At 69.4% G+C, this 21044-nt stretch carries 20 protein-coding genes (1 of these 20 running past the window's edge); 9 read left to right on the top strand and 11 right to left on the bottom strand.

What is annotated here, in order from left to right; genetic code table 11:
- Positions 1-893: the 5' portion of a tyrosine--tRNA ligase gene (tyrS, locus tag ALSL_RS00370; protein WP_126535594.1), read on the bottom strand. The gene continues 325 nt to the left of window position 1, outside the view; 893 of the gene's 1218 nt are visible here — the first part of the coding sequence; it begins with the start codon at positions 891-893; its stop codon lies off the left edge, out of view.
- Positions 894-1035: 142 nt separating this feature from the next.
- Between tyrS and ALSL_RS00365 the strand changes: the two genes are divergently transcribed.
- Positions 1036-2475 carry an OapA family protein gene (locus ALSL_RS00365; protein ID WP_126535592.1) on the top strand — a complete coding sequence of 480 codons (1440 nt, stop codon included), beginning with the start codon at positions 1036-1038 and terminating at the stop codon, positions 2473-2475.
- Between the two features lie 3 nt (positions 2476-2478).
- The gene (locus ALSL_RS00360) at positions 2479-3612 is read left to right on the top strand and encodes an anhydro-N-acetylmuramic acid kinase (RefSeq protein WP_126535590.1); all 1134 of its coding nucleotides are present in this window, start codon (positions 2479-2481) and stop codon (positions 3610-3612) included.
- Here the strand turns inward: ALSL_RS00360 and ALSL_RS00355 are convergent.
- From ALSL_RS00355 to ALSL_RS00345, 3 genes are all read right to left on the bottom strand, one after another.
- Positions 3603-3884, bottom strand: coding sequence for a hypothetical protein (locus ALSL_RS00355; RefSeq protein WP_126535588.1), 282 nt, complete (start codon positions 3882-3884; stop codon positions 3603-3605). The two genes, ALSL_RS00360 and ALSL_RS00355, sit on opposite strands and share 10 nt — an antisense overlap.
- A gap of 80 nt (positions 3885-3964) precedes the next feature.
- Positions 3965-5251 carry an AmpG family muropeptide MFS transporter gene (locus ALSL_RS00350; protein ID WP_231700245.1) on the bottom strand — a complete coding sequence of 429 codons (1287 nt, stop codon included), beginning with the start codon at positions 5249-5251 and terminating at the stop codon, positions 3965-3967.
- Positions 5241-6008, bottom strand: coding sequence for an exodeoxyribonuclease III (locus tag ALSL_RS00345; protein WP_126535586.1), 768 nt, complete (start codon positions 6006-6008; stop codon positions 5241-5243). The genes ALSL_RS00350 and ALSL_RS00345 overlap by 11 nt, the downstream gene beginning before the upstream one ends.
- 121 nt (positions 6009-6129) lie before the next feature.
- Here ALSL_RS00345 and pyrE point away from each other — a divergent pair, with 121 nt between their 5' ends.
- Positions 6130-6774, top strand: coding sequence for an orotate phosphoribosyltransferase (gene pyrE, locus ALSL_RS00340; protein ID WP_126535584.1), 645 nt, complete (start codon positions 6130-6132; stop codon positions 6772-6774).
- Positions 6775-6843: 69 nt separating this feature from the next.
- Complete coding sequence (locus ALSL_RS00335; protein ID WP_126535582.1) at positions 6844-7500, top strand: DUF4124 domain-containing protein; 657 nt, start codon at positions 6844-6846, stop codon at positions 7498-7500.
- Between the two features lie 3 nt (positions 7501-7503).
- Here ALSL_RS00335 and ALSL_RS00330 read toward each other — a convergent pair whose 3' ends face one another.
- The 3 genes from ALSL_RS00330 to coaBC are packed head-to-tail and all read right to left on the bottom strand — an operon-like array spanning position 7504 to position 11486.
- Positions 7504-9795, bottom strand: a complete 2292-nt coding sequence (locus ALSL_RS00330) for a phosphomannomutase/phosphoglucomutase (protein ID WP_126535580.1) — start codon at positions 9793-9795, stop codon at positions 7504-7506.
- Between the two features lie 21 nt (positions 9796-9816).
- Complete coding sequence (dut, locus tag ALSL_RS00325; RefSeq protein ID WP_170172040.1) at positions 9817-10284, bottom strand: dUTP diphosphatase; 468 nt, start codon at positions 10282-10284, stop codon at positions 9817-9819.
- Positions 10281-11486: a bifunctional phosphopantothenoylcysteine decarboxylase/phosphopantothenate--cysteine ligase CoaBC gene (coaBC, locus tag ALSL_RS00320; RefSeq protein ID WP_126535577.1), complete on the bottom strand. Its 1206-nt coding sequence runs from the start codon at positions 11484-11486 to the stop codon at positions 10281-10283. Before coaBC ends, dut begins: the two co-directional genes overlap by 4 nt.
- A 96-nt stretch (positions 11487-11582) precedes the next feature.
- Here coaBC and radC point away from each other — a divergent pair, with 96 nt between their 5' ends.
- The 4 genes from radC to ALSL_RS00300 all read left to right on the top strand — a co-directional run bounded on the left by radC (position 11583) and on the right by ALSL_RS00300 (position 15785).
- Positions 11583-12254, top strand: a complete 672-nt coding sequence (gene radC / locus ALSL_RS00315; protein ID WP_126535575.1) for a RadC family protein — start codon at positions 11583-11585, stop codon at positions 12252-12254.
- Between the two features lie 306 nt (positions 12255-12560).
- Positions 12561-14249, top strand: coding sequence for an arginine--tRNA ligase (gene argS, locus ALSL_RS00310; protein ID WP_126535573.1), 1689 nt, complete (start codon positions 12561-12563; stop codon positions 14247-14249).
- Positions 14250-14921, top strand: a complete 672-nt coding sequence (locus ALSL_RS00305; RefSeq protein WP_126535571.1) for an SPOR domain-containing protein — start codon at positions 14250-14252, stop codon at positions 14919-14921.
- A 111-nt stretch (positions 14922-15032) separates the two neighbouring features.
- Positions 15033-15785: an SDR family NAD(P)-dependent oxidoreductase gene (locus ALSL_RS00300; RefSeq protein ID WP_126535569.1), complete on the top strand. Its 753-nt coding sequence runs from the start codon at positions 15033-15035 to the stop codon at positions 15783-15785.
- Between the two features lie 16 nt (positions 15786-15801).
- Here the strand turns inward: ALSL_RS00300 and ALSL_RS00295 are convergent, their stop codons facing one another.
- The 3 genes from ALSL_RS00295 to speA form a co-directional block, all read right to left on the bottom strand.
- Positions 15802-16983: a DUF3734 domain-containing protein gene (locus tag ALSL_RS00295; RefSeq protein ID WP_126535567.1), complete on the bottom strand. Its 1182-nt coding sequence runs from the start codon at positions 16981-16983 to the stop codon at positions 15802-15804.
- Positions 16984-16986: 3 nt separating this feature from the next.
- Positions 16987-17772 (bottom strand): 3-hydroxybutyrate dehydrogenase, encoded by a 786-nt coding sequence (locus tag ALSL_RS00290; RefSeq protein ID WP_126535565.1) that lies wholly within the window; start codon positions 17770-17772, stop codon positions 16987-16989.
- A 98-nt stretch (positions 17773-17870) separates the two neighbouring features.
- Positions 17871-19754 (bottom strand): biosynthetic arginine decarboxylase, encoded by a 1884-nt coding sequence (gene speA / locus ALSL_RS00285; RefSeq protein ID WP_126535563.1) that lies wholly within the window; start codon positions 19752-19754, stop codon positions 17871-17873.
- Positions 19755-19935: 181 nt separating this feature from the next.
- Between speA and speE the strand changes: the two genes are divergently transcribed.
- Positions 19936-20787, top strand: a complete 852-nt coding sequence (gene speE, locus ALSL_RS00280; protein WP_126535561.1) for a polyamine aminopropyltransferase — start codon at positions 19936-19938, stop codon at positions 20785-20787.
- 26 nt (positions 20788-20813) lie between these two features.
- Here speE and ALSL_RS00275 read toward each other — a convergent pair whose 3' ends face one another.
- Positions 20814-20993 (bottom strand): antitermination protein NusB, encoded by a 180-nt coding sequence (locus ALSL_RS00275; protein ID WP_174928854.1) that lies wholly within the window; start codon positions 20991-20993, stop codon positions 20814-20816.
- Positions 20994-21044: the final 51 nt, after the last annotated feature.

Raw genomic sequence — 21044 nt, 5'->3', positions numbered from 1 at the left:
AACTCCCGCGCCAGCCGCAGCTTGACGTCACGCGGATTGAGCACGCCGTTCTCGACGTCATGGCGCAGACGCGCCAACTCGTCCAGCGACACCTCGAAGCTCAGAAGCTCGAACCAGCGCCACATCAAGTCGTCGTCGATCCTCATCGTCTTGGTGACGATGTCGATGGCAGGCTCGTCGATGCCGATGTAGTTGCCCAGCGACTTGGACATCTTGTGCACGCCGTCCAAGCCCTCCAGCAACGGCAGGGTGAGGACGATCTGCGGCGGTTGGCCGAAGTGCTCTTGCAGTGTGCGCCCCATCAGCAGGTTGAATTTCTGATCGGTGCCGCCGAGTTCGACGTCGGCCTGGAGCGCCACCGAGTCGTAGCCCTGCACCAGCGGATAGAGGAATTCGTGAATGGCGATCGGCTGGTGGGCGGCATAACGCCGGGCGAAATCGTCGCGCTCGAGCATGCGCGCGACGGTGTGCTGCGCGGCCAGCCGGATCATGTCGGCGGCGCTCATCTTGTCGAACCATTCGGAATTGAAGCGCACCTCGGTGCGCTCGCGGTCGAGCACCTTGTAGACCTGCGCCGCGTAGGTCTCGGCGTTGGCGAGCACGTCCTCGCGACTGAGTGGCTTGCGGGTGACGTTCTTGCCGGTGGGGTCGCCGATCATGCCGGTGAAGTCGCCGATCAGGAAGATCACCCGGTGCCCCAGATCCTGGAACTGGCGCATCTTGTTGAGCAGCACGGTGTGGCCCAGGTGCAGATCGGGGGCGGTGGGGTCGAAGCCGGCCTTGATCCTCAAGGGGCGCCCCTGGCGCAGACGCTCGCGCAGTTCTTCCTCCTTGATGATCTCGGCAGTGCCGCGGCCGAGGATGGCCAGCGCGTCTTGCAGATCGGCAGTCATAGGTGTCCAAAAACAAAGGATCAACGGTTAATTGTGCGTTAACCGTCTACCTCGCGCAAACCTTTGATCGACAAGGCGTTGACTCGGTTTCCGCACGGCCGCTATGGTAGCCGCCGCTGAACCGGAAGCAGGTCACAGGGCGATGGCGAAAAACCCCGAGGTCACCCGCGCACGCAAAGAGGCCATGCGTCGCAAGGCGCAGCGCCGGCATTCGCATTTCTATGCGCGCTGTGCCCATTGGTCGTTCAGCCATCAGCAGGAAGTCGAGCCCATACGCTGGCATCGCGAACGCTGGATCCTCGCCGGCACCGCCCTCCTGGTCACTGCCCTGGCCGGATTCATTCTCCCGGCCTGGGGCAGTGCCATGCGTCCGGAACCGGTGGCCACCCGCCACGACGTGTTGCCGCTGACGCTGCCCAAGACGCCGGCCTTGACCGCCCAGGCGCCGCTCGCGGAAGACTGGCAGGCGGTCGAGGTGCGTCCAGGTCAGACGCTGTCCGACATCTTCCAGGATGTGGGCCTCAGTCTTGCCGACCTGCAGCGGGTCATGGATGCCGCCGGGCCGGCCGCGCATGCCCTGCACAACATCCGCCCGCAGCAGGAATTCGATTTCCTCCTGGATGCGAACGGCGCCCTCATCGGTTTCCGTTTCGACAAGGACCCATCCAGCCGTGCCGTGCTGCGTTTCGATGGTGGCATGCCGAAACTCACGATCCAGGCGCGCGCGCTCGAGCGCCGCGAGCACGTCGCCCACGGCCGCATCGAAAGCTCGCTGTTCGCTGCCGGCGCCAAGGCTGGCATGAGCGCGGCGATGGTCGGCAAGCTGGCCGATCTCTTCAAGTACGACATCGATTTCGTGCAGGACCTGCGCGACGGCGACAGCTTCACCGTCATCTACGACGACGTGTATCGCGACGGCAGCTATTTCGGCGAGGGCGACATCGTGGCCGCCGAATTCGTCAACCAGGGGCATCGCTACACCGCCTACCGCTTCAAGAAGGCCGACGGCAACTACGGCTGGTTCAGTGAGGACGGCCGCCCCCTGCAGAAGAGTTTCCTGCGCATCCCGGTGGATTTCACCCGCATCTCCTCCGGCTTCAGCGTGGCCCGTCTGCATCCGATCCTGGGACGCATGCGCGCGCACAAGGGCGTGGACTATGCCGCGCCGACCGGCACGCCGATCCATGCCGCCGGCGACGGCGTCGTCAAATACAAAGGCTGGATGAACGGTTACGGCAATTTCGTGGTCATCCAGCACAACGGCGCGATCAGCACCGCCTATGGCCACATGTCGCGCTTTGCCGCCGTGCGGCTCGGCCAGCACGTGGCGCAGGGTCAGGTGATCGGCTACGTCGGCATGACCGGGTTGGCGACCGGCCCGCACCTGCATTACGAATTCCGCGTCAACGGCGTGCAGCGCGACCCGCAATCGGTGACGCTGCCCAAGCCCGAACCGCTGCCGCCCACCCAGCTTGCCCGCTTCAAGGCCGAGGTGGTGCGGCCGCAGCTGGCACGGCTCAAGGCGCTCGACGACACCTTGAAGCTGGCCCACGCGGGCAGCCTGGCCCGCAACGACGACTGACCGGTGGATGAGGGCGCCGCGCCGTATCTCGGCCTGATCTCCGGGACCAGCGTCGACGGTATCGACGCCGCATTGGTGTCATTCACCGCGGACGGCCCGAGGCTGCATGGCGCCCTGACCCATCCGTGGCCGGATGAGCTGCGTGAGCGCATCCTGGCCGTGGCCCAGGGCGAGGGGGAGATCGATCTCGATGCCTTCGGCCGCCTCGACGTGGCCATCGGCCAGGCTTTCGCGCAGGCCGCCCTGAACCTGCTCGCGCAGGCCGGGATGCCCGCCGCCGCGGTGCGCGCGATCGGCTCGCATGGCCAGACCGTGCGCCATCGTCCCTGCGGACCGCTGCCGTTCACGCTGCAGCTCGGCGATGCCGCGGTCATCGCCGAGCGCACCGGCCTTACGGTCGTCGCCGACTTCCGGCGCGCCGACGTCGCCGCCGGCGGTCAGGGCGCGCCGCTCCTGCCAGTGCTGCACGCGATGCTGCTGGCCCGCAGCGGCCAGACCCGCGCCGTGGTGAACCTGGGCGGCATCGCCAATCTCACCGTGCTCGGGGCCGACGGCCAGGTGTACGGCTTCGATACGGGCCCCGCGAACGGGCTGCTGGATGCCTGGTGTCAGCGCCAGTGCGGCCAGCCCTTCGACCGCGACGGCGCCTTCGCCGCCGCCGGCCGCGTGGATGCGGCCCTGCTGACGGCGCTGCTCGCCGATCCGTATTTCGCGCTGCCGCCGCCCAAGAGCACCGGCCGCGAGCATTTTCATCTGCAGTGGCTGCTGGAACGGTATCCCGGCGCGGCCGAGCTCGACGGCGCCGACGTCCAGGCCACCTTGCTGGCGCTGTCCGTCGAGAGCGTGGCCCAGGCGATCGAGCGCCATGCCGCCGACGCGGCCGAAGTGCTGGTCTGCGGCGGCGGCGTGCACAACCGGACCCTGTTCGCACGATTGCGCGAGCGGCTGGCGCCGCGACGGCTGCAAAGCACGGCGGCCTGCGGCGTCGATCCGGATTACCTGGAAGCCATCGCCTTTGCCTGGCTCGCACGCCAGCGCGTGCTCGGCCTGCCCGGCAACCTGCCGGCCGTCACCGGGGCGCGTGGCCCCCGCGTGCTGGGCGCGCTTTACGCGGCGCCCTGGCGCGCTCAGTCCTGATCGTTGGCAAAGCGTGGCGAGGGCGCGGCCGACAATGCCTGCATGGCCTCCTGAAAGGCCGCCTTTTCACTCGCGTCCCATTGCCCCGGCAGCACCAGGCTGCTCGAATCGAGCAACGTCTCGGCCGAAATCTGCCCGGCCGCGGCAAGGCCCAATCCGCTACGCAGGGCGTGCAGCACCACATCGTTGATCGTCCAGCGCCGCTCGCGGGCCAGGGTCTTGATGCGCTCGACCATCGCGGCGTCGATGTGACGAATGAGGAGATCGGACATGCGCCGCTCCCGTTGGAGTGCCCCTGCACGCCCCATGGTGGCACAGAAGTCGAGGCACCGAAACGGACGGCGCAGGCCGTTCAGGCCGCCGGGATGCCACCGCCACCGCGCAGGCGCCGCCCCAGGACGGCATAGAGCGCCATCGCCGGGATCAGGGCGACCACGGTGAGCACGAAATAGCCGCCGTAACCGATCGCGGTGGCGATGCCGCCGGCAAAAAAGCCGAGCAGCTTGCCCGGCAGATTGACCAGCGAGCTCAAGAGCGCGTACTGGGTGGCGGTATGGCGCCGGTCGACCAGCATCGACAGAAAGGCGACCGTCGGCGGCCCGAGCATGCCGAGCGTGAGGTTCTCCGCCGAGATCACCAGGGTCAGCACGGCAAGATGGCCGGGATGGGTGATGAGCGCGAGGTAGCCGAGATTGCTGCAGCCGCAGAGCACGATGGTCACGCCGAGCGTGCGCCAGGCGCCCCAGCGCGCCACCGCCGCCCCGCCCACAAAAGCGCCGACGATGCCGATCCAGACCCCATAGATTTTGGTGATCGCGCCGATCTCGGTCTTGGAAAACTGCATGTCGCGATAGAACGGCCCCATGATGCCGCCGATCGTGGCCTGCTCGGGCACCTTGAACAGCAGGATGAAGGCCAGCGCCACGCAGGCCGTGGCGACGCCGTGGCGGCGGAAGAAGTCGACGAAGGGATCGACGAGCCCGAAACGCAGCGCCTCGCTCCAGCCGCGCGTACGCACGGGCACCTCGGCAGGCTCGCGGGCGAGCAACGTGGCGATCATCGGCACCACCATGGCGAGGGCCATCAGCAGATAGACCGTCCGCCAGGACACGTGATCGGCCAGGATCAGCGCCACCGCGCCGGCGAGCAGCAGTCCCAGCCGATAGCCCAGCACGTAGGTCGCCACCAGCGCACCCTGCAGGTCGGGCGGCGCGATCTCGATGCGGTAGGCGTCCACGGCGATGTCCTGGGTGGCCCCGAAGAAGGCCACCAGCAGCGTGGCGGCGATGAATGGCAGCCGCCGCGCCGGCGTCAGCAGTGCCATCGCCACCAGTCCCGCGACGATGCACAGTTGCGCGAACAGCAGCCAGCCGCGACGCCGGCCGAGCCGCGCGAAGCCCGGCACCTGCGCATGATCCAGCAGCGGCGCCCAGAGGAACTTGCAGGCATAGGTCATGCCGGCGCTCGCGATCATGGTGATGTCCTTGAGCGCGATGCCGTTTTCCTTGAGCCAGTAGGCCAGGGTGCCGGCGACCAGCAGGAACGGCAGCCCCGAGGCAAAACCCAGGAGCGCCAGCGTGCCCGCCGCCGGCTGGGTGAAGGCGCGCCAGATCGTGAGCCGCCCGCGCTCAGTCGGCATAGTCGACGATGTACGGCGCGTGGTCGGAAAAGCGCTGCTCGCGGTAGATCGCGCAGTCCTTCAGGCGCTCGCGCAGGGCGGGCGTCACCAGTTGATAGTCGATGCGCCAGCCGACGTCGTTCTCGCGCGCGCGGCCGCGATTGGACCACCAGGTGTATTCCTCGCCGGTGGGACGCAGGCTGCGGTAGGTATCCACCCAGCCGCGCGCGATCAGGCCGTTGAGCCAGGCGCGCTCCTCGGGCAGGCAGCCGGAGTTCTTCTGGTTGGACTTCCAGTTCCTGATGTCCTTCTCGCTGCGCACGATGTTCCAGTCGCCGCACAGCACGTAGTCGCGGCCGCTGGTGAGCCAGCCATCGAGAATCGGCGCGAGCCAGTCCATCACCGCGAACTTGAAGCGCTGGCGCTCCTCGCCGGAAGAACCCGATGGCACGTACAGCGACACCACGCTCAAACGGCCGAAGCGCGCCTCGATGTAGCGACCCTCGTTGTCGAAAGCCTCCCAGCCCAGTGCGGTGCGCACCTCGTCCGGCTCGCGGCGCGCATAGATCGCCACGCCGCTGTAGCCCTTCTTGCTGCTGGCGTCGCGATAGAAGCAGTGATGGCCGTCGGGACGGAACTGCGGATCGGCGAGCTGGTCCTCCTGCGCCTTGGTCTCCTGCACGCACACCACGTCGGCCTGCTGCGCCCGCAGCCAGTCGAACACGCCCTTGCTCGCCGCCGAACGGATGCCGTTGGCGTTGAAACTGATGACACGCATGAAAAAAAACCGACCGTGCGAAGACCCGCCGGCGATCATAGCAACCGGACGCCGCGCTACCCTGCCGGGCGATAATCCCGCCGCTTTCCCCAAAAGCACTACCGCCCGAACGGACCTTCGCATGCACGATTACCAGCGCGACTTCATCGAACTGGCCCTGCAATACGGCGTACTGCGCTTTGGCGAGTTCACGCTCAAATCCGGCCGGGTCAGTCCGTATTTCTTCAATCTGGGCCGCATCGACACCGGCGCGGGGCTGGCCAGGCTCGGCCGCGCCTATGCGGCCGCACTGGAGAAATCCGGTCTGGCGGTGGACATGCTGTTCGGCCCGGCCTACAAGGGCATCGCGCTGGCCGCCACCACGGCCATCGCGCTGGCCGACCGGCATGGCCGCGACCTGCCCTGGGCCTATAACCGCAAGGAGGCCAAGGCACATGGCGAAGGCGGTCTGCTGGTCGGCGCGCCGCTGGCCGGCCGGGTGCTGATCGTCGATGACGTGCTGACCGCCGGCACCGCGGTGCGCGAATCGATCGCCCTGATCCGCGCCCACGGCGCCACCCCGGCCGGCGTGCTGATCGCGCTGGACCGCCAGGAACGCGGCCGGGACGAGCTTTCGGCGGCGCAGGAAGTCAGCCGCGACTTCGGCATTCCGGTGTTCGCCATCGCACGACTGGACGACCTGCTCGACTATCTCGACGAACATCCGACCCTGGCCGCCGAACGCGCCCGGTTGCTCGCCTATCGGGCGCGCTACGGCAGTGCGTGAGGACGCCTCCGGGCACATGGATTTCGCTGGCTATACTGCGGCCTTAAGGACAGCAGGGGGTTCTTCCGCATGCGCTCGAGTCTTATCGCCACGGCCGCCCTGATCGCGGCGTTCCAGGCCTGGGGGCAGCAGGCGGGCGGCGGCGTGCGCTACAAGTGGGTCGATGAGCATGGCCTGCCGCACTACAGCGACAGCCTGAGCGCCGACGCCCTGCGTTTCGGCTACGACGTCATCAGCGACCAGGGCGGCGTGGTGCGGCACGTGGACCGGCCGCCGACCGCGCAGGAGCGCGCCGAGCAGCAGCGTCAGGCCGCCGCCCAGGCCGCCGCGCGCCGCGCCGCGGAGGCCGAGCGGCGCAACGAGCTGCAGCTGCTGGCCGCCTATCCCACCGAAGCCGCGTTCCGGCGTGCGCAGAAGGATCGCCTGGACAGCATCGACCAGGAGATCGAGACCACCCGCATCAACCTGCGCAACCAGGAAAAGACCCTGGCCGACCTGCTCGCCCGGGCCGGCGACCTGGAGCACGCCAAGCAGCCGGTGCCGGCGGCGCTGAGCGATCGCATCGCCGAGCAGCGCAACGTGGTCGCCACACAGCGCGACGCGCTGCAACGCGTCCAGGAAGCGCGGGCGACGGCCGAACGCCAGGCCGCCGTGGATCTTGCCCGTTACCGGGCGCTGCAGGCGGTACAGGCGCCGGCCGAAGCAGCCTCGGCCGGCCACCCTTGAGGACTAGAACGGCAGCTTGAGGTTCGGCTCGACCTTGAGCAGTTCGGCGCGGAAGGCGTCCTGGATGCGCTTGAGCGCGGCCTTGTCGTCGGCATCGAAGCGCAGCACCAGCACCGGCGTGGTGTTGGACGCGCGCACCAGCCCCCAGCCGTCCGGCCAATCGGCGCGCACGCCGTCGATGGTAACCAGGGTGGCGCCTTCGAAATGCGCCGACTGCTTGAACTTCTCGATGAAGCGGTAATGCTCGCCCTCGGCCATGGGGATCTTGAGCTCGGGCGTGGACACGCCCTTGGGCAACGTGGCGAAAATCTCCTCGGGACTGCGCCCGGCCGGATCCCCGGCCAGGATCTCCAGCAGCCGCGCACCGGCGTAGATGCCGTCGTCGAAGCCGTACCAGCGTTCCTTGAAGAAGAAGTGGCCGCTCATCTCGCCGGCGAGCTCGGCGCCGGTTTCGCGCATCTTGGCCTTGATCAGGGAGTGTCCGGTGCGCCACATCAACGGACTGCCGCCGGCGGCGAGGATCTCCTCCTTGAGATGCCCGGTGCATTTGACGTCGTAGATGATGGTCGCGCCGGGGCGGCGCGAAAGCACGTCGCGGGCGAACAGCATGAGCAGGCGGTCGGGGTAGATGATCTCGCCCTCGCGGCTGACCACGCCGAGCCGGTCGCCGTCGCCGTCGAAGGCGACGCCCAGATCGGCCCCGGTCTTCTTGACCGCGAGGATCAGGTCCTCGAGGTTGTGCGGGTCGGAGGGGTCCGGATGATGGTTGGGAAAGTGGCCGTCGACCTCGCAATAGAGCGGGATCACCTCGCAGCCGATGCCTTCCAGCACCTGCGGGGCGACCGCGCCGGGGATGCCGTTGCCGCAATCGACCACCACCTTAAGCGCCCGCTCGGCCTGCACGTCGGAAGTGATCCGCTCGATGTAGTCCGGCACGATCTCGACCTGGCGCAGGCCGCCATGGCCATCGCCCGGCAGGTCACCCGCGCGGATGCGGCGGTAGAGATCCTGGATGGCGCCCTCCGACAGCGTCTCGCCGCCGACCATGATCTTGAAGCCGTTGTAGTCGGGCGGATTGTGGCTGCCGGTGACGGCGACGCAGCTGCCGGTTTCGAAACGGTAAGTGGCGTAGTAGATGACCGGCGTGGGCACCGCGCCGACGTCGATGACGTCGATGCCGGCGGCACGCAGACCGTCGGCCAGCGCCCCGGCGAGCTCCGGGCCGGACAGCCGGCCATCGCGGCCGACCACGATCTCGGTGAGCTGCTTTTCGCGCATCAGCGCGCCAATCGCCTGGCCGAGCACGCGGGCCACCTCGGCGGTGAGCGTCTTGCCGACCACGCCGCGCACGTCGTAGGCGCGGAAGATGCCCGCGTCGACTTCGACCCGCGCCGCCGCCGGTGCGGCCTCGCGGACTGCCGGCCGGGCCGGTTGGGGTTGGTTGAGCTTGATATCCGACACCATGATCTCCTCGGTTTCCAAATCCGGCGAGCCGCGCGGATGCACGCGCCGCCACAACACGTAAGCGCCGCCGGCGATGCCCAGCACGGCCAGGCAGGCGGCCAGCAGCCAGCTGCGCGGCAGCACGATGAACGCCTCCGGACGCCCCGCACTGACGCTGAAGCTGCTGCCCGGCACCGCCACGACCGTGGCGAGCGTGGCCGCGCTGGACCCGGTGGCGAGCAGGCTGAGTTCGCCGCGCTCGTCGCCCTGGCGCAGCTCCAGTCTGCCGCCTGCCGGCGAAACTGCCGTGAAACGCTGCTTGATCGGCGCGAAGGGAAACTCCAGCCACAGCCAGGCGCGTGGCTGGCTGGCCGGCCCCAGCGGCAAGACCAGACTCAAGCGGCGCTCACCCTTCACGCTGACGCTCTGCACCGGCGCGATACCGTCGTCGGCCTGCGCGGCCAGCAGCTGCGCGGCCTTGGCATAGCCGAAGGTGCGATAGTCGGCATGCAGCACCTCGTCCAGCCCGGCACTGTAGACCTCGACCGCGAGCACCTGCGGCAAGCGCCGGCGCACGGCGGCGGCGAGCAGCGCCGGATCGTCCTGCACGATCGGGTCGATCGTCGCCAGCGCCTCGCTGGCGCGCGTGCGGGTGGCGGCGATCTCCTCGCCGACGGCGCGGACCGCTTCCTGCTGGGACTGCTCGACGCGCTCGGCGGCGCCCTGCTCGACGGCGATCAGCCAGGTCTGCCAGGCGCAGAACAGGCCAAGCCCGAGGAGCAGCGTGCCGGCCGCCAGCGGCAGCAGCCGTCGCCAGTCGTTTGCGCCCCGCCTCCAGCCTGCCGTCTGCATCGCCGCCCCCTTTGGAAACTTTCAGCGCATGCCCGTCGAACCGAAGCCGCCCGCACCACGCGCGGTGGGCGCGAACTCCTCCACCCGCTGCAGCCGCACCCGCGCCACCGGCACCAGCAGGAGCTGGGCGATGCGATCGCCCGGGGCGATGGTGACGGGCGCATTGCCGCGGTTCCAGCAGGAAATCATCAGCGGGCCCTGGTAGTCGGCGTCGATCACCCCGACCAGATTGCCCATCACCAGGCCCTGACGATGCCCCAGCCCCGAGCGCGGCACGATGAGGCCGCACCAGCCCGGATCGCCGATGTGGATCGCCAGCCCCGTCGGCACCAGCGCGCTCTCGCCGGGCAGCAGCGTGAGCGGCGCGTCCGGGGCGGCGCGCAGGTCCATGCCGGCGCTGCCGTCGGTGGCCGCGGCGGGCAGCGGAATCTCGTTACCGAGCCGCGGGTCCAGACACTTCACCGCGAGATCGAGCAGGCACGCGTTCATCCGCGTACCGCCCGATAACGCTCGCCGATCACCTCGACCAGTCGGCGGGCGAGCTCGCGCTTGTCCGCGCGCGGCAACTCCAGCAGGCCATCGGCCCAGTACACGGTGAGTGCGTTGTCCGGCGTCTCGAAGCCCAGCCCCGCGCCGACCTCGTTGGCGGCGACGAGGTCGATCCCCTTGCGCTGCAGCTTGTCGCGGGCATACGCGGCAAGGTCGTGGGTCTGCGCGGCAAAGCCGACCAGAAACGGCCGCTGCGGCCGCGCGGCCAGCGTGGCGAGGATGTCGGGGTTTTCGACCAGGGTCAGGGTCAGGCCGGCGCCACCCTGCTTGGCCAGCTTGCGCGGCGCCACTTGCTGGGGCCGGTAGTCGCCGACGGCGGCGGCGCCGATGTAGATGTCCGCATCGGCGGCGGCCTCTTCCACCGCGGCGAGCATCTGCGCGGCACTGCGCACGTCGATGCGGCGGGCGACGCCCGGCGGCGTCGGCAGCGCCACCGGACCGGCCACCAGGGTGACTTCGGCGCCGGCCTGCGCGGCGGCCTCGGCCACGGCAAAGCCCATTCGCCCGGAGCTGCGATTGCCGATGAAGCGCACCGGATCGATGTCCTCGTAGGTCGGGCCGGCACTGACCACCACCTTGAGGCCGGCGAGTGCGCCGGCGGCGAAGGACGCCGCGAGCGCCGCGCACAGTTCGGCCGGCTCGAGCAGGCGCCCCGCGCCCACCTCGCCGCAGGCCTGCGCGCCCTCGGCCGGACCGAGCAGGCGCGCGCCGCGCTCGCGCAGACGGGCGACATTGGCCTGCACCGCCGGATGCGCCCACATCTGCCGGTTCATCGCCGGGGCGAGATACAGCGGCGCGGCACTGGCCAGACACAGCGTGGTGAGCAGGTCGTCCGCCAGCCCCTGGGCCAACCGGGCAAGCAGGTCGGCGCTGGCCGGCGCGATCAGGATGCGTTCGGCCCAGCGGGCGAGCTCGATGTGCCCCATCGCCGCCTCGGCCGACTCGTCCCACAGGCTGACCCGCACCGGTTGCGCGGACAGCGCCGCCAGCGTCAGCGGCGCGACGAAACGGGTCGCCGCCCGCGTCATCACCACGCGCACTTCCGCGCCCTGCTCGCGCAGGCGGCGGACCAGCTCGCAGGCCTTGTAGGCGGCGATGCCGCCGGACACGCCGAGCAGGATGCGGCGACGGGCAAGATGCATGTCGGGAGAGCCCCACACGGAAGCGTGCCGCTAGCTTACCGGAATCAGGCCATCCGCCCGCTGGGCCGCCGTGCATCGCGCCGGCAGGCTGGGCCAATGAGCATCCGGCATTGGCCCAGCGACGAGCGCCCGCGCGAAAAACTACTGGCCAGAGGCAGCGCCGCGCTGTCCGAAGCCGAACTGCTCGCCGTGCTGTTCGGCCATGGCGTCCGCGGCAAGGATGCGGTGGCGCTCGGCCGTGAGCTCCTGCTCGCCGCCGGCAGCCTGGGCGCCCTGCTCGGCCGGCCGGTCTCCGCATGGAAGCTGTCCGGACTGGGGCCGGCCAAACGCGCCCGGCTCGCCGCCGCGCTGGAACTGGCCCGCCGCGCCCTGGCCGAGCAGTTGCGGGACGCGCCGCAGCTGGCCAATCCGCGCGACAGCGGCGCTTTTCTGCGTGCCCGCCTGCGTCATCTGCCTTACGAGGTGTTCGGCTGTCTTTACCTGGACAACCGTCATCGCGTGATCGCCTTCGAGGAACTCTTCCGCGGCACCGTGGACGGCGCCAGCGTGCATCCGCGCGAGGTGGTGCGTGCCTGCCTGGCGCACAACGCGTGCGCGGTGATCTTCGCCCACAACCATCCGAGCGGGGTGGCCGAACCCAGCGCCGCCGACACGGCCATCACCCGCGAACTCGCCGCCGCGCTGCGGCTGATCGGCGTGCGCGTGCTCGACCATCTGGTCATCGGCGCCGGCGAGCCGGTGTCCATGGCCGAACGCGGCCTCCTCTAAAGCGCCGCCGGCCGTGGCTGACGACCACCCACGCACTGCGCACAAAGTTATGCACAATGCCGACCCACAGGGCACTTAGGTGACCCAGCTCACCAAAAGCCTGCGCTGGTGCGGTAAATGCCATTGAAAACAAAAGAAAATGCTGCCAAAAAACCGACCCGTTCGGCGACTGCGCAGCAACTCGCCGGCCGCTGGCCGGGGCTTGCCCACACAGTTGTCCACAGCCTGGGCGGTCGGCTTGGGGCATGAGGCGCCCGGCGGGCATCTGCTAGGATGCCGCGTTCCGTTGCCCCTCCCGAGCCGTTTGTGAAAGAGCCGCTGCGCGAACTCGTCCTGACTGCCATCCGCCGACTGCAGCACGATGGCATCCTGCCCGAGCCGCTCGATTTGCCGCCGTTCGTCGTCGAACGCACGCGCAACCGCGAGCATGGCGACTTCGCCACCAACGCCGCCCTGCTGCTGGCCAAGGCCGCGCGAAGCCGGCCGCGCGAGCTTGCCGAACGCCTGGTCGCGGCCCTGCCGGCCGATGCGCGGGTGGCGCGGGTGGAGATCGCCGGGCCGGGCTTCGTCAATTTCTTCCTCACCAAGGCGGCCTACGGCGAGGAACTGCGGCGCATCCTGAGCGAAGGCCCTGGCTATGGCCGCAGCCGGAGCGGCGGCGGCCGCACGGTGGGGGTGGAATTCGTCTCGGCCAATCCGACCGGGCCGCTGCACGTCGGCCACGGCCGCAACGCCGCGCTCGGCGACTGCGTGGCGCGGCTGCTGGAAGCGACCGGCTGGAACGTCAAGCGCGAGTTCTACTACAACGACGCCGGTGCGCAGATTCACAATCTGGCGCTGTCGGTGCAGGCGCGCGCCCGCGGCCTCACGCCCGAGGACCCGGGCTGGCCGGCCGACGGCTACCGCGGTGACTACATCGTCGAGGTCGCCCGCGCCTATCTTTCCGGCGCGAGCGTCGAGGTGGAAGGCCACACCGTGACCGCCGCCGGCGATCTCGACGATCTCGAGGCCATCCGCCGCTTCGCCGTGGCCTACCTGCGCCGCGAGCAGGATCTGGACCTCAAGGCCTTCGGCGTCGCCTTCGACGTGTATTTCCTCGAATCCTCGCTGTACCAGGAAGGCAAGGTGGAAGAGACCGTGGCGCGGCTCGTCGCGCATGGTCACACCTACGAGGAAGGCGGCGCGCTGTGGCTGCGCAGCACCGACTTCGGCGACGACAAGGACCGCGTGATGCGCAAGTCCGACGGCAGCTACACGTATTTCGTGCCGGACGTCGCCTATCACTGGTCCAAGTGGCAGCGCGGTTATGAGCGCGCGATCACCGTGCTCGGCGCCGACCATCACGGCTCGCTGGCGCGCGTGCGGGCCGGGCTGCAGGCGCTGGACGTCGGCATTCCGCCGAACTATCCCGAATACCTGCTCTACCAGATGGTCACGGTGATGCGCGGCGGCGAGGAGGTCAAGCTGTCCAAGCGGGCCGGCAGCTACGTCACCCTGCGCGAGCTGATCGACGAGGTCGGCCGCGACGCCACGCGCTATTTCCTGGTCGCCCGGCGCGGCGATTCGCAGCTGGTGTTCGACATCGACCTGGCCCGCTCGCAGAGCAACGACAACCCGGTCTACTACATCCAGTACGCCCATGCGCGCCTCTGCAGCGTGCTGCGCCAGGCCGCCGAGAAGGGCTTCGTGCCCGACCCGGCGCACGGCCTGGCCTGCCTCGATCGGCTCGACACGCCGCACGAGGAAGCCCTGCTCGTCGAGCTGGCGCGCTATCCCGAGATCGTCGAGAGCGCCGCCGCCGGCCTCGAGCCGCATCTGCTGGCCGGCTGGTTGCGCGAACTCGCCCACGCGTTGCACACCTACTACAACGCCCACCCCTTCCTGGTCGCCGACCGGGACCTGCGCGACGCGCGCCTGGCACTGGTGATGGCCACCCGCCAGGTGCTGCGCAACGGTCTGGACCTGCTCGGCCTCAGCGCGCCGGAGAGCATGTAGATGGCCGCACGCAAAGCCAAGGGCCGTCAGGCCGTACGCACCGGCGCCGGCGCCATGCCCGCCTGGGCCGCCTTCGCCGCCGGTCTGGTGGTCGGCGCCCTGTTGATGTTCGCCATGCGCGACAAGCTGCCGATCGGCGGTCGCACCAGCGAGAACCCGCAACCCAACGCGCAGGCCACCGCGCCGCGCGCCGGCGACGCCGGCATGGAACCGGCCGCGAGCACGCGCAAGCCGCAGTACGACTTCTATTCCGTCCTGTCCGAGCGCGAGGTGCGCATCCCGGATGAGCAGATCCGCGCCCAGGCCCGGGCCGAGCAGCAGAAGCCCGCACCCGCGGCGTCGAGCGCGCCGGCCCAGCCGGTACCCGCCAATGCGCCGCGGGCGGTGGCGGAGAGCGTGGCCGCCGCGCCGGCGAATCCGGGCGCACCGGCAGCCGGTGGCGGTTACCTGCTGCAGGTCGGTGCCTTTCCGAATGCCGGCGACGCCGAGGCGCTGAAGGCCCGGCTCGCCCTGCAGGGCTTCGTCGCCAACGTGCAGACCGTCGACGTCAACGGCCAGGCCTACCATCGCGTCCGCCTGGGGCCGTTCCGTTCGGCGACCGAACTGGAGGCCGTCAAGCAGCGCCTGGCCGCCGCCGGCATCCGCGCGATCGCGCTCAAGGAAGGCCGCTGAAGGGCCTTTCCGGCGTTTCCTTAAAAAAACGCCGGATGGACACGCAACCGTCCACGGCTCGGCGTTAGATTGACGGGCGTTGTTCCGCCCACGCTTTTCGAGGAGCCCCCCATGAACGGCAAGATCGCCTGGATCACCGGCGCGACGTCCGGCTTCGGTGCCGCCGCCGCCGAACGTTTCCTCGCCGGCGGCTGGCGCGTGATCGCCACCGGCCGCCGCGCCGAGCGCCTGCGGCGCCTGGTCGACGCGCATGGCGCCGAGCGCGTGCACACGGCCGCCTTCGACATCCGCGACGAGGCGGCGCTGCGGGTGGCCATCGACAGCCTGCCGCCGGCCTTCGCCGGCATCGACCTTTTGATCAACAACGCCGGCCTCGCGCTCGGCACCGCGCCGGCGCAGGAGGCCGATCTGGCGCAGTGGAAGCAGATGATCGACACCAACGTGACCGCACTGGTGACGATCACCCGCCTGCTGCTGCCCACGCTGATCGAGCGGCGCGGCGCGATCATCAACATCAGTTCGATCGCGGCCACCTACCCGTACCGCGGCGGCAACGTCTATGGCGCCACCAAGGCCTTCGTCACCCAGTTCTCGCGCGGCCTGCGCACCGACCTGCACGGCACCGGCGTGCGGGTGACGGCGGTGGAGCCGGGCATGGCCGAGACCGAGTTCACCCTGGTGCGCACCGGCGGCGATCGCGCCGCCTCCGACCAGCTCTACGCCGGCGCCCATCCGATCACCGCGGCCGACCTGGCCGAGACGCTGTGGTGGATCGCCAACCTGCCGCCGCACCTCAACGTCAACCGCTTCGAGCTCATGCCGGTCAGCCAGTCCGCCGCCGGCTTGCAGGTGTACCGCGACTGAAAACCCGCCGGCGCCGTCAGCGCCGGTGCACGTCGTGAGTCACGAACGGGTGCTCCATGATGGGCAGCGCCAGCCAGTCATGGTGGGCCAGCGTGTGGCGGATGTCGGCCAGGCCACTGGCCCAGTGCGCGCGCATGCTCGCTTCGCTGAATTCGTAATCTTTGTAGTGGCCCTCGTAGGGCTGGTGGCGGTAGATGAGGTGGATGAGGTTGGTCAGCGCCACGCTGGCCTCGTGCTCGGCGCGGCGATAGACCGGATCGTCGCGGCGATCCTCCGGCACCAGTGCCAGCAGGTCGTGCAGCAGGCGGCGCTGGCGGTGGCTGCGGTGCATGTATTCGGTGACCAGGCGGGTGCGGCTGGAATACTGGATTTCCTTCATCCGCTCGATCACCGCGCTCATGTCCAGCGGCAGGTCGCCCTGCGCCGGCCACAGGTCGACCTGGAACACCAGCGCATGGCGCTGCCCCTGTTCGGTGAGCACCTGGTAGAGCGGCGTGTTGGAGACGAGTCCGCCGTCCCAGTAGAACTCGCCGTCGATCTCCACCGCGGGAAAGCCCGGCGGCAGCGCGCCGGAGGCCATGATGTGCTCGGGCCGGAGCCGCTCGCGGGTGTTGTCGAAATAAACGAAGTTGCCGGTGCGCACGTTGACCGCGCCCACGGTGACGCGCATCCGGCGCGCATCGTTCAAAAGATCGAAGTCGATCAGCCGCTCCAGTGTGGCGCGCAGCGGCGTGGTGTCGTACCAGCTCACCGTGGCCGGCGTGCGGTGCACCTGGAACAGTGGCGAGGGCACGCGCGGCACGAAGAAGCCGGCCTGGCCCTCGGTCAGGGCACGCCAGGCGGCCAGTCCGCTCAGGCCCGAACGCACCAGCAGCGGCCAGTCCAGATCCCGCCACCAGGGCCATAGCGGCCAGGACGGCCACAGCGGCGAGCGGCACACCGCCTCCCAGAACTCGCGCAGCCGGGCCACGCGCCCACCGGGCGGGTTGCCGGCGATGAGCGCCGCGTTGAAGGCACCGATCGAGATGCCGGCGACCCAGTCCGGGACCAGCCCTTCCTCTTCCAGCCCCTCGAAGACACCGGCCTGGTAGGCACCGAGCGCGCCGCCGCCCTGCAGCACCAGTGCGCGCATGTCGTAATCGCGCGCCACCCGCGCGGCCAGCGTCGGCCGGCCGCGCCTTTGTACCGGGGCGTCCATCGATTACTGCATGTGCCAGCCGTGGCTGACCACGATGCTCTGCCCGGTCAGCGCCGCCGACGGGAACGTCGCCAGGAACAGCGCGGTCTGTGCGATGTCCTCGAGCGTGGTGAACACGCCGTCCACGGTGTCCTTGAGCATCACGTTCCGGATCACTTCCTCCTCGCTGATGCCGAGTTCCTTCGCCTGCTCGGGGATCTGCTTCTCCACCAGCGGGGTGCGCACGAAGCCCGGGCAGATCACGTGCGCGCGCACGTTGTGCGGCGCGCCTTCCTTGGCCAGCGTGCGGGCAAGCCCGAGCAGGCCGTGCTTGGCGGTGACGTAGGGCGCTTTCAGCTTCGAGGCTTCGTGCGAATGCACCGAGCCCATGTAGATGACGATGCCGCCGCGGTCGCCCTGGTACATGTGCTTGAGCGCGGCGCGGGTGGTGAGGAAGCCGCCGTCCAGGTGGATCGCCAGCATCTTCTTCCAGTCGGCGAACTTGAACTGGTCGATCGGGTTGATGATCTGCACGCCGGCGTTGGAGATCAGGATGTCCAGCGCGCCGAAGTGTTTCACCACCTGATCGGTGCCGGCCTCGACCGCCGCCTCGTCGGTGACGTCCATGGCGACGCCGAGCGCCTGGCCGCCGGCCTTGACGATGGCCGCGGCGGTGGCCTCCGCCGCCTGCCGGTTGATGTCGCAGATCGCCACCTTGGCGCCTTCCTTGGCGTAGAGCTCGGCGATCGCCTTGCCGATGCCGCTGGCCGCGCCGGTGATCAGGGCGACCTTGCCGTCGAGACGGTTCATGGCTGTTTCCTCTTGAGGCTGTGGGTGGGGAAGCGGCCATTCTAGTCCCCGCCCGTGCGCGGGCCATCGTCCTTTCGGGAAGGGCGTGCCGGCGTTTTTCAGCCCTCGTCGAGATAGGTGTAGGCGATGAGCCCGGCCTCGAGCAGCGCCGCCAGCCGATCGCCCTCGGCCGCATCGAGTCCCGCCGCGGCGATGCGCTCGGCATAGCGCGTGCGCAACAGATCGAGGTCGTAGCCGACGTAGTCGAGCATGCGGTCGGTGGTGTCGCCGCGCCGCACGTGGGCGAAGCTGAACGCCGCGCCGTCCACGCGCACGTTCACCGCGTCGGTGTCGCCGAACAGGTTGTGGATGTCGCCGAGCGTCTCCTGATAGGCGCCGACCAGGAAGAAGCCGAGCCGGTAGCTCTCGCCCGTGCGCAGGGGATGCAACGGCAGGCTGACGTCCACGCCCTCGGCATCCACGTAGTGGTCGATGCGGCCGTCCGAATCGCAGGTGAGGTCGACGATCACCCCGCGCCGGGTCGGCGCCTCGTCCAGCCGCGCGATCGGCATGATCGGGAAGATCTGCTCGATCGCCCACACGTCGGGCACCGACTCGAACACCGAGAAATTGACGAAGTACTTGTCGACCAGCTTCTCGTCCAGCTCGTCCAGCGCCTGCCGGTGCGAGCGCTCCAGCGGCGAGAGCCGAGCGCGCACCGCATGCATCACCGCGTAATAGAGTTCGTCCAGCCGGGCGCGGTCGGCCAGCGCGAGCTGACCGAGCGCATACAGACTCTGGCCCTCGGCCAGGTGATGCTGGGCCTCGTGATAGAGCTCGAGCGGCGGGCGCGTGTCGAGCTCGGCGTGCACCTCGCGCAGGTGGCGCAGCACCGCCGGTTCCTGGGCGCGCGGCGGCGGCAGCGCGCCGGCCGGCGCCGGCTCGACCTCGCTGACGTTGGCCACCAGCACGGCGTGATGCGCGGTCATCGCGCGGCCGGCCTCGGTGAGGATGTGCGGCGCGGCGAGCCCCTCGGCCTCCGCCGCCTCGGCCAGCGGCTGCACGATGGTGGCGGCGTACTGCTCCAGCGAATAGTTGATCGAGTTGTAGCTGCGCGAGCGCGAGCCTTCGTAATCCACGCCGAGCCCGCCGCCCACGTCGACGATGCGCAGCGGCACGCCCAGGCGGCTGAGCTCGACGAAATAGCGGGTCGCCTCGCGCATGCCGTTGGCGATGTCGCGCACGTTGGAAATCTGCGAACCCATGTGGAAATGCAGCAGCGCGAGCGTGTGTTCCAGCCCGGCCTGGCGCAGGCGTTCGATCAGCATGAGCACCTGCGCCGGCGCCAGCCCGAACTTGCCCTTGTCGCCGCCGGTGTTCTGCCACTTGCCGGCGCCGATGGAAGCCAGCCGCACGCGCACGCCGAGCAGCGGCTCGACGTCGAGCGCGCGCGCCTCCGCGATGACGTGCTCGAGCTCGGAGAGCTTCTCGATCACCAGATGCACGCGCAGGCCGAGCTTTTTCCCGACCAGCGCCAGGCGCACGTATTCGCGGTCCTTGTAGCCGTTGCAGATCACGATCGAGCCCGGCCGCGCCATCGCCAGCACCGCCATCAGCTCGGGCTTGGAGCCGGCCTCGAGGCCGAAGCCCTCGCCGCCGGCCGCCACCAGCTCGGCGACCACACCGTGCTGCTGGTTGACCTTGATCGGATAGATCGCGCTGTAGCCGCCGCCGTAGCCGTAATCGGCGATCGCCGCGGCGAAGGCTTCGCGCAGCCGGCGCAGGCGATCGGCCAGGATGTCGGGAAAGCGCACCAAGAGCGGCAGGCGCAGGCCCTTGGCGCGTGCCTGCTCGACGATCGCCGGCAGCGACAACGCCGGTCCGCGCGCGCCCTGGGGACGCAGGGTCACCGCGCCGTCGGCGCCGATGTCGACGTAACCGTCGCCCCAGTGCGTCACGGCGTAGGTGTGGCGGGCGGCGTCGAGATTCCAGGAACTGGCCATGGCTTTGCGGTGATCCTCAAAGAAACATCGGGTGGCGCCGCCGGCGATCACTGCCGAGCGCCAGGTGCGCCGCGCATTGTAAGCGGCACGGTGCCCGGTCACGCGGCAAACACCGCTGCCGCTACAATGCCGCCCCGTCTCTGGCGCAATCATTCCGCCTTACTTTTTAAGGATCCTTCCGATGTCGACGCCCAGCTGGTTCACCGAAGCCCACCAGGCTTCCGGCTCCTCCATCGGTTTTCGCGTGGAAAAGCTGCTGCACGCGGAGAAAACCCCTTTCCAGACCATCGAGATCTACCAGACCACCGACTGGGGCAACCTGATGGTGATCGACGGCTGCGTGATGCTGACCAGCCGCGACAACTTCCTCTACCACGAGATGATGACCCACCCGGCGCTGTTCACCCACGCGCGGGCCAAGCGCGTGGTGATCATCGGCGGCGGCGACTGCGGCACCCTGCGCGAGGTGCTCAAGCACGAGGAAGTGGAAAAGGCCACCCAGGTGGAGATCGACGAACGCGTGACGCGCCTGGCCGAGCAGTACTTCCCGGAACTGTGCGAGTCCAATGCCGATACGCGCGCCGAGCTCAAGTTCGCCGACGGCATCAAGTACATGGCCGAGGCCGAGGCCGAGTCGATTGACCTCGTCATCGTCGACTCCACCGATCCGGTGGGTCCGGCCGAGGGCCTGTTCAACGCCGCGTTCTATACCAGCTGCTACAAGGCGCTGCGCCACGGCGGCATCCTGGTGCAGCAGAGCGAATCGCCGCTGGTGCACCTGGAACTCATCAAGGCGATGCGCGCGGCGATGCGCACGGCCGGCTTCTCGGCGGTGAAGACGCTGCCGTTCCCGCAGCCGTGCTATCCCACCGGCTGGTGGAGCTGCACGATGGCGCGCAAGGGCGGCGAGCTTTCCGGCTTCCGCGAACGCGGCGCCGCGGCCAAGAGCTTCGCCACCCGCTACTACAACGCCGAGGTGCACAAGGGCGCACTGGCGCTGCCGGAATTCCTGCGCGAGGCGCTGGGCGAATAGCCCACCTCGGGCGACCGGTCGCGGCGTCAGAACATCCGCTCGCGCAGCTTGGGCATCAGCACCAGGATCAGCGTGGCCACCGGCCCGAGCAGCAACGAGAGCAGGAACCAGGCCAGGCCGCTGCGGTTCTTGCCCTGGGCCAGCCCGGCGTTGATCAGCGCCAGCGTGCCCCAGCCGGCGAACCAGGGCGCGCCGTGCACGGCCATCAGTGAAATCGCATCCAAGGCGTTCCTCCCGTCGATGGTGATGGGCCCGAG

It is taken from the genome of Aerosticca soli, from assembly GCF_003967035.1.
Classification (GTDB): domain Bacteria; phylum Pseudomonadota; class Gammaproteobacteria; order Xanthomonadales; family Rhodanobacteraceae; genus Aerosticca; species Aerosticca soli.
Note: the sequence above shows the minus strand (reverse complement) of the source record. Positions and strands in the feature narration are given on the sequence as shown.

Excerpts from the sequence above, each read along its gene's own strand:
- ALSL_RS00365 (WP_126535592.1), top strand. The coding sequence starts at position 1,036 with ATGGCGAAAAACCCCGAGGTCACCCGCGCACGCAAAGAGGCCATGCGT.
- ALSL_RS00355 (WP_126535588.1), bottom strand. The coding sequence starts at position 3,884 with ATGTCCGATCTCCTCATTCGTCACATCGACGCCGCGATGGTCGAGCGC.
- ALSL_RS00350 (WP_231700245.1), bottom strand. The coding sequence starts at position 5,251 with ATGCCGACTGAGCGCGGGCGGCTCACGATCTGGCGCGCCTTCACCCAG.
- ALSL_RS00345 (WP_126535586.1), bottom strand. The coding sequence starts at position 6,008 with ATGCGTGTCATCAGTTTCAACGCCAACGGCATCCGTTCGGCGGCGAGC.
- pyrE (WP_126535584.1), top strand. The coding sequence starts at position 6,130 with ATGCACGATTACCAGCGCGACTTCATCGAACTGGCCCTGCAATACGGC.
- ALSL_RS00335 (WP_126535582.1), top strand. The coding sequence starts at position 6,844 with ATGCGCTCGAGTCTTATCGCCACGGCCGCCCTGATCGCGGCGTTCCAG.
- ALSL_RS00330 (WP_126535580.1), bottom strand. The coding sequence starts at position 9,795 with ATGCAGACGGCAGGCTGGAGGCGGGGCGCAAACGACTGGCGACGGCTG.
- dut (WP_170172040.1), bottom strand. The coding sequence starts at position 10,284 with ATGAACGCGTGCCTGCTCGATCTCGCGGTGAAGTGTCTGGACCCGCGG.
- coaBC (WP_126535577.1), bottom strand. The coding sequence starts at position 11,486 with ATGCATCTTGCCCGTCGCCGCATCCTGCTCGGCGTGTCCGGCGGCATC.
- radC (WP_126535575.1), top strand. The coding sequence starts at position 11,583 with ATGAGCATCCGGCATTGGCCCAGCGACGAGCGCCCGCGCGAAAAACTA.
- ALSL_RS00305 (WP_126535571.1), top strand. The coding sequence starts at position 14,250 with ATGGCCGCACGCAAAGCCAAGGGCCGTCAGGCCGTACGCACCGGCGCC.
- ALSL_RS00300 (WP_126535569.1), top strand. The coding sequence starts at position 15,033 with ATGAACGGCAAGATCGCCTGGATCACCGGCGCGACGTCCGGCTTCGGT.
- ALSL_RS00295 (WP_126535567.1), bottom strand. The coding sequence starts at position 16,983 with ATGGACGCCCCGGTACAAAGGCGCGGCCGGCCGACGCTGGCCGCGCGG.
- ALSL_RS00290 (WP_126535565.1), bottom strand. The coding sequence starts at position 17,772 with ATGAACCGTCTCGACGGCAAGGTCGCCCTGATCACCGGCGCGGCCAGC.
- speA (WP_126535563.1), bottom strand. The coding sequence starts at position 19,754 with ATGGCCAGTTCCTGGAATCTCGACGCCGCCCGCCACACCTACGCCGTG.
- speE (WP_126535561.1), top strand. The coding sequence starts at position 19,936 with ATGTCGACGCCCAGCTGGTTCACCGAAGCCCACCAGGCTTCCGGCTCC.
- ALSL_RS00275 (WP_174928854.1), bottom strand. The coding sequence starts at position 20,993 with ATGGCCGTGCACGGCGCGCCCTGGTTCGCCGGCTGGGGCACGCTGGCG.